Source organism: Falsiroseomonas sp. (genome assembly GCF_030695085.1).
Taxonomy (GTDB): domain Bacteria; phylum Pseudomonadota; class Alphaproteobacteria; order Acetobacterales; family Acetobacteraceae; genus Falsiroseomonas.
This window is the reverse complement of sequence record NZ_JAUYTS010000032.1, coordinates 1-6,381: the sequence shown is the minus strand read 5'-3', so window position 1 is coordinate 6,381 and position 6,381 is coordinate 1. Positions and strand designations below refer to the sequence as shown.

Here is a 6,381-nt window from a genome sequence, read left to right as displayed (position 1 = left end):
AATGCGTCGGGTGCACGTCGCGCACCTCGAAGCCGGCGCGCTCACGGGTGAGGCCTCCCGGGCCAAGCGCCGAGAGGCGGCGCTTATGCGTCACTTCGGACAGCGGGTTGGTCTGGTCCATGAACTGCGACAGCTGCGAGGAGCCGAAGAATTCACGCACCGCGGCCGCGGCCGGCTTCGCGTTGATCAGGTCATGCGGCATGACGGTGTCGATATCGACCGACCCCATGCGCTCCTTGATCGCGCGCTCCATGCGGAGCAGGCCGACGCGGTACTGGTTCTCCATCAGCTCGCCGACCGAACGCACCCGGCGATTGCCGAGATTGTCGATGTCATCGATCGAGCCGTTGCCGTCCTTGAGCTGCAGCAGAACGCGCACCGTCTCGACGATGTCTTCCTTGCGCAGCGTGCGCTGCGTGTCCGGCACTTCCTCGGCGGAGAAGCCGAGGCGCATGTTCATCTTCACCCGGCCAACGGCGGACAGGTCGTAGCGCTCGCTATCGAAGAACAGGCCGCGGAACAGTGTCTCCGCCGTGTCGGCGGTCGGCGGCTCACCCGGGCGCATCACCCGGTAGATGTCCATCAGCGCTTCTTCGCGGTTGCCGTTCTTGTCCACGGCCAGCGTGTTGCGCATCCACGGGCCCGCGCCCTGGTCGATCGCCAGCGTCGCCAGGCGGTCCAGCCCGGCTTCCTCGATGGCGTTCAGCTTCGGCTCGGTCAGCTCCTCGCCGGCCTCGGCCCAGATCTCGCCGGTCTCCATGTTCACCATGTCTTCGGCGACGAAGCGGCCGAGCAGGTCCATGCGGCCGACCAGCACTTCCGTCGTGCCACCTTCGGCGATCTTGCGGGCGGCGCGGGGCGTCATCTTGACGTCCTTGTCGGCCACCACCTCACCGGTGCGCGCGTCGATCAGCGGCTCCTGCAGCTTGATGCCGCGGAACGCGTCCGGATCGAAGGGGCGCGACCAGCCCTTGGGGCCGCGCGCGAAGACAACCTGGCCGTAGAAGGCGTTCAGGATTTCCTCGGCATCCATGCCGCGGACTTCGCCGATCTCAAGCGGCGGCAGGCCGGCGGCGGCACGTTCCGCGCGCTGCTGCTGCGTCCAGGCGGAATCCAGCGCATAGAGCAGCGTGGTCGCCGGCAGCTTGCGCTTGCGGTCGATGCGGACGTAGCAGATGTCCTTGGCGTCGAATTCGAAATCCAGCCAGGAGCCGCGATAGGGGATGACGCGCGCGGCGAACAGGTACTTGCCGCTGCTATGCGTCTTGCCCTTGTCGTGGTCGAAGAACACGCCGGGCGAACGGTGCATCTGGGAGACGATCACGCGCTCGGTGCCATTGACGATGAAGGTGCCGTTGTCCGTCATCAGGGGCATGTCGCCCATGTAGACGTCCTGCTCCTTGATATCGCGCACGGAACGAGAACCCGTATCCTCGTCCACGTCCCAGACGATGAGGCGCAGGCGCACCTTGAGCGGGGCGGCGAAGGTCAGGCCGCGCTGGATGCATTCCTCGACGTCATACTTCGGCTCCTCCAGCTCGTACTGGACGAACTCCAGCCGGCCGCGACCGCCAAAATCGTCGATCGGAAAGACCGACTTGAAGACTTCCTGAAGCCCCGCATGGAGCCGTACATCCGGATCGACGCCCATCTGCAGGAACGCCTCGTAGGAGGCGCGCTGCACATCGATGAGGTTTGGCATCGGGGCGACTTCGGGCAACCGCCCGAAAGACCGCCGGATGCGCTTCCGCGCGGTGAACGACTTCGTGATAGCGTTCATGCCTGTCCCGCTTCCCGTGCCTGCCAGCAGCGCACCGCGCCCGGAGGAATTTCGCCAGTTCGCGCCGCTTGCCCGGACCTGCTGGCCCAACCACCCGGCGTTTCATCGTCAAACGCGGGCGCGGGCGGGACTCCGGCTTCGGAGTTCCGCCCGTTCCCGTAGATATGTCGCCCAGCAGCGGACCGAAGGCCCGCCCCTGGGATTTTGCACGTCCAACCCGACCGGTTCGGGCTGGGCTGGACGTGCAATTGGGTCAGCTGATCTCGACCACGGCGCCGTTCTCTTCCAGCACCTTCTTGATCTTCGCAGCTTCGTCCTTGGTCGCCGACTCCTTGACAACCTTCGGCGCGCCCTCGACCAGATCCTTGGCTTCCTTCAGCCCAAGACCGGTGATGGTGCGGATCTCCTTGATCACGTTGATCTTCTTGTCGCCCGCGGCCTTCAGAGTGACGGTGAACTCCGTCTTCTCCTCAACCGGGGCTGCCGCTGCGGCAGCCGCCGGCGCCGCCGCTGCCGCGGCCGGAGCCGCAGCGGAAACGCCCCACTTCTCTTCCAGCATCTTGGACAGCTCAGCGGCCTCCAGGACGGTCAGGCTGGAGAGCTGCTCAACCAGATTTGCGAGGTCGGCCATGTGTGTATCCTTCGATATATTGGCTTGGCTTGGTATTTGCAAGACCCAGGCGGGAACCCTTCCCGCCGGGCCGAATCGTCAGGCTGGGGAAAGCGGCCTTTAGGCCGCCTCCGCCTCCGCCTCGTCCTTCTTGGCGTACGCGGCAAAAACCCGCGCGAGCTGAGAGCCCGGTGCCTGCAGAATGCCCGCGATCCGCGTCGCCGGCGTCTGGATCAGGCCCAGAAGCTGTGCGCGCAGGGTCTCGAGCGACGGCAGGGCGGCCAGCGCCTTGACGCCGTCGGCGTCCAGCGTCTGGGTCCCGAGCGCCCCGCCAAGGATCACGAACTTGTCGTTCACCTTGGCGAAATCCACGGCGGTCTTCGCCACGGCCACCGGGTCCCGCGACCACGCAAGCGCGGTCGGTCCCTTCAGCAGCGGCGAGATGCCCTGGAAGCTGGTACCATCAAGGGCGAGCGCGGCCAGCCGGTTCTTCGCGACCTTGTAGGTCGCGCCGGCTTCCCGCATGCGCACCCGCAGCGTCGTCGCATCCGCCACCGTCAAGCCCTTGTTCTGGCTGACGAGAACGAAGGACGTCTCCGCGAACACCGCTTGCAGGGCCTGCACGAAGGCCTGCTTTTCCGAACGGTCCACGTCCATCTCCGTAAATGGCCTTGGCCTTTTGGAAGGGCTGAGGCCGGTTCAAGCGCGGGGTGGAAACCACCCCGAAAGGCCTGCTGGAACGGGACCTACCAAGCCAAACCGGGTCGGGGGCCGTAGCACCTGACCGGCAAAACTTCTCGGCACCCCATCTCTCACCTGCGCGGCTTGCGCCGCTTCAAGGCCCCCCAGGAAGGAGTGAGGCCACAGGAGGTCTCCGACAGGTTCGGACAGGGACCGAGGCCCCTGCCCTGCCCGGCACCCCGCAAGGTGCCGAATAACGCCCGCCCCGTCTGGGGCGGGAAAGCGGTCAGCTGCCGCTGGACAGCGAGGCCAGGTCGACCTTCAGCCCGGGGCCCATGGAGGAGGACAATGCCACCTTCTTCACATAGGTGCCCTTGGCGCCGGTCGGGCGGGCCTTCTGGATCGCGTCGATGAAGGCGCGGGCATTGGCCAGCAGGCTGTCGGCCTCGAAGCTGGCCTTGCCGATGCCGGCATGAACGATGCCGGCCTTCTCGGCGCGGAATTCCACCTGGCCGGCCTTGGCCGCCTGCACGGCGCCCTTGACGTCCATGGTCACGGTGCCGAGGCGCGGGTTCGGCATCAGGCCACGCGGGCCGAGCACCTTACCCAGGCGCCCGACGAGGGCCATCATGTCCGGCGTCGCGATGCAGCGATCGAACTCGATCTTGCCTTCCTGCACGGCCGCCGCGAGGTCTTCCGCGCCCACCACATCGGCGCCGGCGGCCAGGGCTTCCTCGGCCTTCGCACCGCGGGCGAAGACGCCCACGCGCACGGTCTTGCCAGTGCCGTTCGGCAGGCCGACCACGCCGCGGACCATCTGGTCGGCATGGCGCGGGTCGATGCCGAGGTTCATCGTGATCTCGATGGTCTCGTCGAACTTGGCCTTCGCATTGGCCTTGGCCAGCTTGATGGCTTCATCGAGGCCGTAGTTCTTCTCCTGGTCGAGACCGGAGACGATCGCCTTGAGGCGCTTGCCCTGCTTTGCCATGGCTCAGCCCTCCACCACGGTCATGCCCATTGAACGGGCGGATCCGGCCAGCATGCGAACCGCACTCTCGATGTCGGTGCAGTTCATGTCCTTCATCTTCACCGCGGCGATCTCGCGCAGCTGCGTCTTGCTGACGCGGCCGACCACGGCGCCCTTCCCGGGGGTCAGGCTGCCCTTCTCGATCTTGGCGGCCTTCATCAGGAAGTAGGTGTTCGGCGGGGTCTTGGTGATGAAGGAGAAGGTGCGGTCCGAGAACGCGGTGATGACGACGGGGGTCGGGGTGCCCGGCTCCATCTGCTGCGTCGCCGCGTTGAATTCCTTCACGAACTGCATGATGTTCAGGCCGCGCTGACCGAGCGCCGGGCCGATCGGCGGAGACGGGTTCGCCTTGCCCGCCGGAACCTGCAGCTTGATGTAGCCAACAATCTTTTTCGCCACTGGTGCGATCCATCCTCTGTTGAGGACCGCGGTTCAAGCGACCCCGAAGGATCTCCCGCGTTCCAATCCACGCGAAACGGCCCGGGAAAACCCCGGGCCGGTCAGCGGAGGCGGGCGTATAGCCCCCGGGGCTCCGCGAGTCCAGCGGCAAACGCAAAACGGGCCGGATGTTCCCATCCGGCCCGTTGCGAATTCCTGAAGGTGGTCGCTGGCTAGACCTTCTCGACCTGCCCGTATTCCAGCTCCACCGGCGTCGAACGGCCGAAGATGGAGACGCTGACCTTCACGCGACCGCGTTCCTCGTCCACTTCCTCGATCGTGCCGTTGAAGCTGGTGAAGGGGCCATCGGCCACCCGCACCTGTTCGCCCACTTCGAAGATGATGGAGGGGCGCTTCGGCTTGTCGGCGCCTTCCTGGACCTGGCGCAGCATGGCCTGCGCTTCCTTCTCCCGGATCGGGGTCGGGCGGTTCTTCTCGCCCAGGAAGCCGGTCACCTTTGGCGTGTTCTTCACCAGGTGCCAGGCGTCGTCGGTCATTTCCATCTTCACCAGCACATAGCCGGGGAAGAATTTCCGTTCCTGGTTGGTCTTCTGGCCGCGGCGGACTTCCACCACCTCCTCGGCCGGCACCAGGATTTCCTCGAAGGCATCGGCCAGGCCCTTCTGGGCCGCCTGCTCACGCAGCTGCTGGGCGATCTTCTTTTCGAAGCCCGAATAAACGTGGACCACGTACCACTTCTTGTCCGCCATGACCCGACTCAGGCCCCCACACCGAACAACCAGCGCATCGCGAAGGCGATGATCTGGTCGACAACCAGGAAGAACACCGCCGCAAGGGCCGAAAGCGCGAGCACCAGGCCGGTCGTGATCAGCGTCTCCTTGCGCGACGGCCAGGTGACGCGGCTGACTTCCTGCCGCACCTCACGGACATACTGGACGGGATCGATCTTGGCCAAGACGGGCCCCTTTTTCGGATGGCGACGAACGAAGGTATTTCCAGTCTGCGCGTCGCAGGCCCCTCCCTTTGAGGAGGGGCCTTCGGCCACGATCTCGCGCGGCCGCTTGGCAGGGGCGGAGGGTCTCGAACCCACAACCTCCGGTTTTGGAGACCGGCGCTCTAGCCAATTGAGCTACGCCCCTACGGCTCCACGCGAGCGGCGTCCTCTATCCCAGCCGGCGAGGGCTGTCGAGATGCGTGGATGGCAGTTTTCACAGCCCGTTGGGTGCTCGGCTGGAACCCTGGGGCAACTGCACCACCAGGGTGCGGCCCATCTTGTCGTGCCAGGTCTGCCTGCGCGGGTCCCACAGCATCCAGAAATAGCCGAGGCACAGCGGCAGGGCCGAGATCAGGTAGCCCAGGTAGCGCAGCACCAGCGCCCCGAAGCGCGGCGGCAGGCCGGTCTCGGCGTCCACGATCCGCAGGCCGAGCACCAGCTTTCCCGGCGTGCCCTGCCTTTCCAGCCAGAACAGCAGCACGATCAGGGTGCCGATGACATTGGCCATCATCTCCCCGCCCAGCGACAGTTCCCCGCCATTGGCCAGCGCGCCGATGGTGCCGAGCAGCACCGAGAGCGGCATCAGCCACAGCAGGTCGAGGAGCTGCGCCGCCAGCCGCCGTCCGAAGCTCGCCAGTTCCACGCCTTGTTGCGGCATCATGGCCTCCCCCTGAAACGCGCCCCTGAAACACGAACGGGGTGGGACGCAGCAGCGCCCCACCCCGCCCAGCCCGAAGCGGGTGCCCCGGTTACTTGACGATCTTGGCGACGACGCCGGCGCCGACGGTGCGGCCGCCTTCGCGGATCGCGAAGCGCAGGCCCTCATCCATCGCGATCGGCGCGATCAGTTCCACGTCCATCGTCACGTTGTCGCCCGGCATCACCATCTC

At 66.2% G+C, this 6,381-nt stretch carries 7 protein-coding genes, 1 tRNA gene and 2 pseudogenes; all 10 read right to left on the bottom strand.

Annotation, left to right across the window (positions count from 1 at the left end):
- Nucleotides 1-1,780, bottom strand: a pseudogene (locus Q8S40_RS03245) (DNA-directed RNA polymerase subunit beta); the annotation flags it as partial.
- Between the two features lie 253 nt (nt 1,781-2,033).
- Nucleotides 2,034-2,411, bottom strand: coding sequence for a 50S ribosomal protein L7/L12 (rplL, locus tag Q8S40_RS03240; protein ID WP_305669259.1), 378 nt, complete (start codon nt 2,409-2,411; stop codon nt 2,034-2,036).
- A 99-nt stretch (nt 2,412-2,510) separates the two neighbouring features.
- Nucleotides 2,511-3,047, bottom strand: coding sequence for a 50S ribosomal protein L10 (gene rplJ, locus Q8S40_RS03235; protein WP_304811719.1), 537 nt, complete (start codon nt 3,045-3,047; stop codon nt 2,511-2,513).
- A gap of 310 nt (nt 3,048-3,357) precedes the next feature.
- Nucleotides 3,358-4,059: a 50S ribosomal protein L1 gene (rplA, locus tag Q8S40_RS03230; RefSeq protein WP_305669258.1), complete on the bottom strand. Its 702-nt coding sequence runs from the start codon at nt 4,057-4,059 to the stop codon at nt 3,358-3,360.
- A 3-nt stretch (nt 4,060-4,062) separates the two neighbouring features.
- Nucleotides 4,063-4,497, bottom strand: a complete 435-nt coding sequence (gene rplK, locus Q8S40_RS03225; protein ID WP_304811714.1) for a 50S ribosomal protein L11 — start codon at nt 4,495-4,497, stop codon at nt 4,063-4,065.
- Nucleotides 4,498-4,709: 212 nt separating this feature from the next.
- On the bottom strand, nt 4,710-5,246 hold the full coding sequence (gene nusG, locus Q8S40_RS03220) for a transcription termination/antitermination protein NusG (protein ID WP_304811712.1): 537 nt from the start codon (nt 5,244-5,246) through the stop codon (nt 4,710-4,712).
- Between the two features lie 8 nt (nt 5,247-5,254).
- Nucleotides 5,255-5,452: a preprotein translocase subunit SecE gene (gene secE / locus Q8S40_RS03215; RefSeq protein WP_304811711.1), complete on the bottom strand. Its 198-nt coding sequence runs from the start codon at nt 5,450-5,452 to the stop codon at nt 5,255-5,257.
- Nucleotides 5,453-5,559: 107 nt separating this feature from the next.
- Nucleotides 5,560-5,636: transfer RNA gene (locus Q8S40_RS03210), tRNA-Trp, on the bottom strand.
- A 69-nt stretch (nt 5,637-5,705) separates the two neighbouring features.
- The gene (locus Q8S40_RS03205) at nt 5,706-6,152 is read right to left on the bottom strand and encodes an RDD family protein (protein WP_304811709.1); all 447 of its coding nucleotides are present in this window, start codon (nt 6,150-6,152) and stop codon (nt 5,706-5,708) included.
- Between the two features lie 88 nt (nt 6,153-6,240).
- Nucleotides 6,241-6,381: pseudogene (gene tuf / locus Q8S40_RS03200) on the bottom strand (elongation factor Tu); the annotation flags it as partial.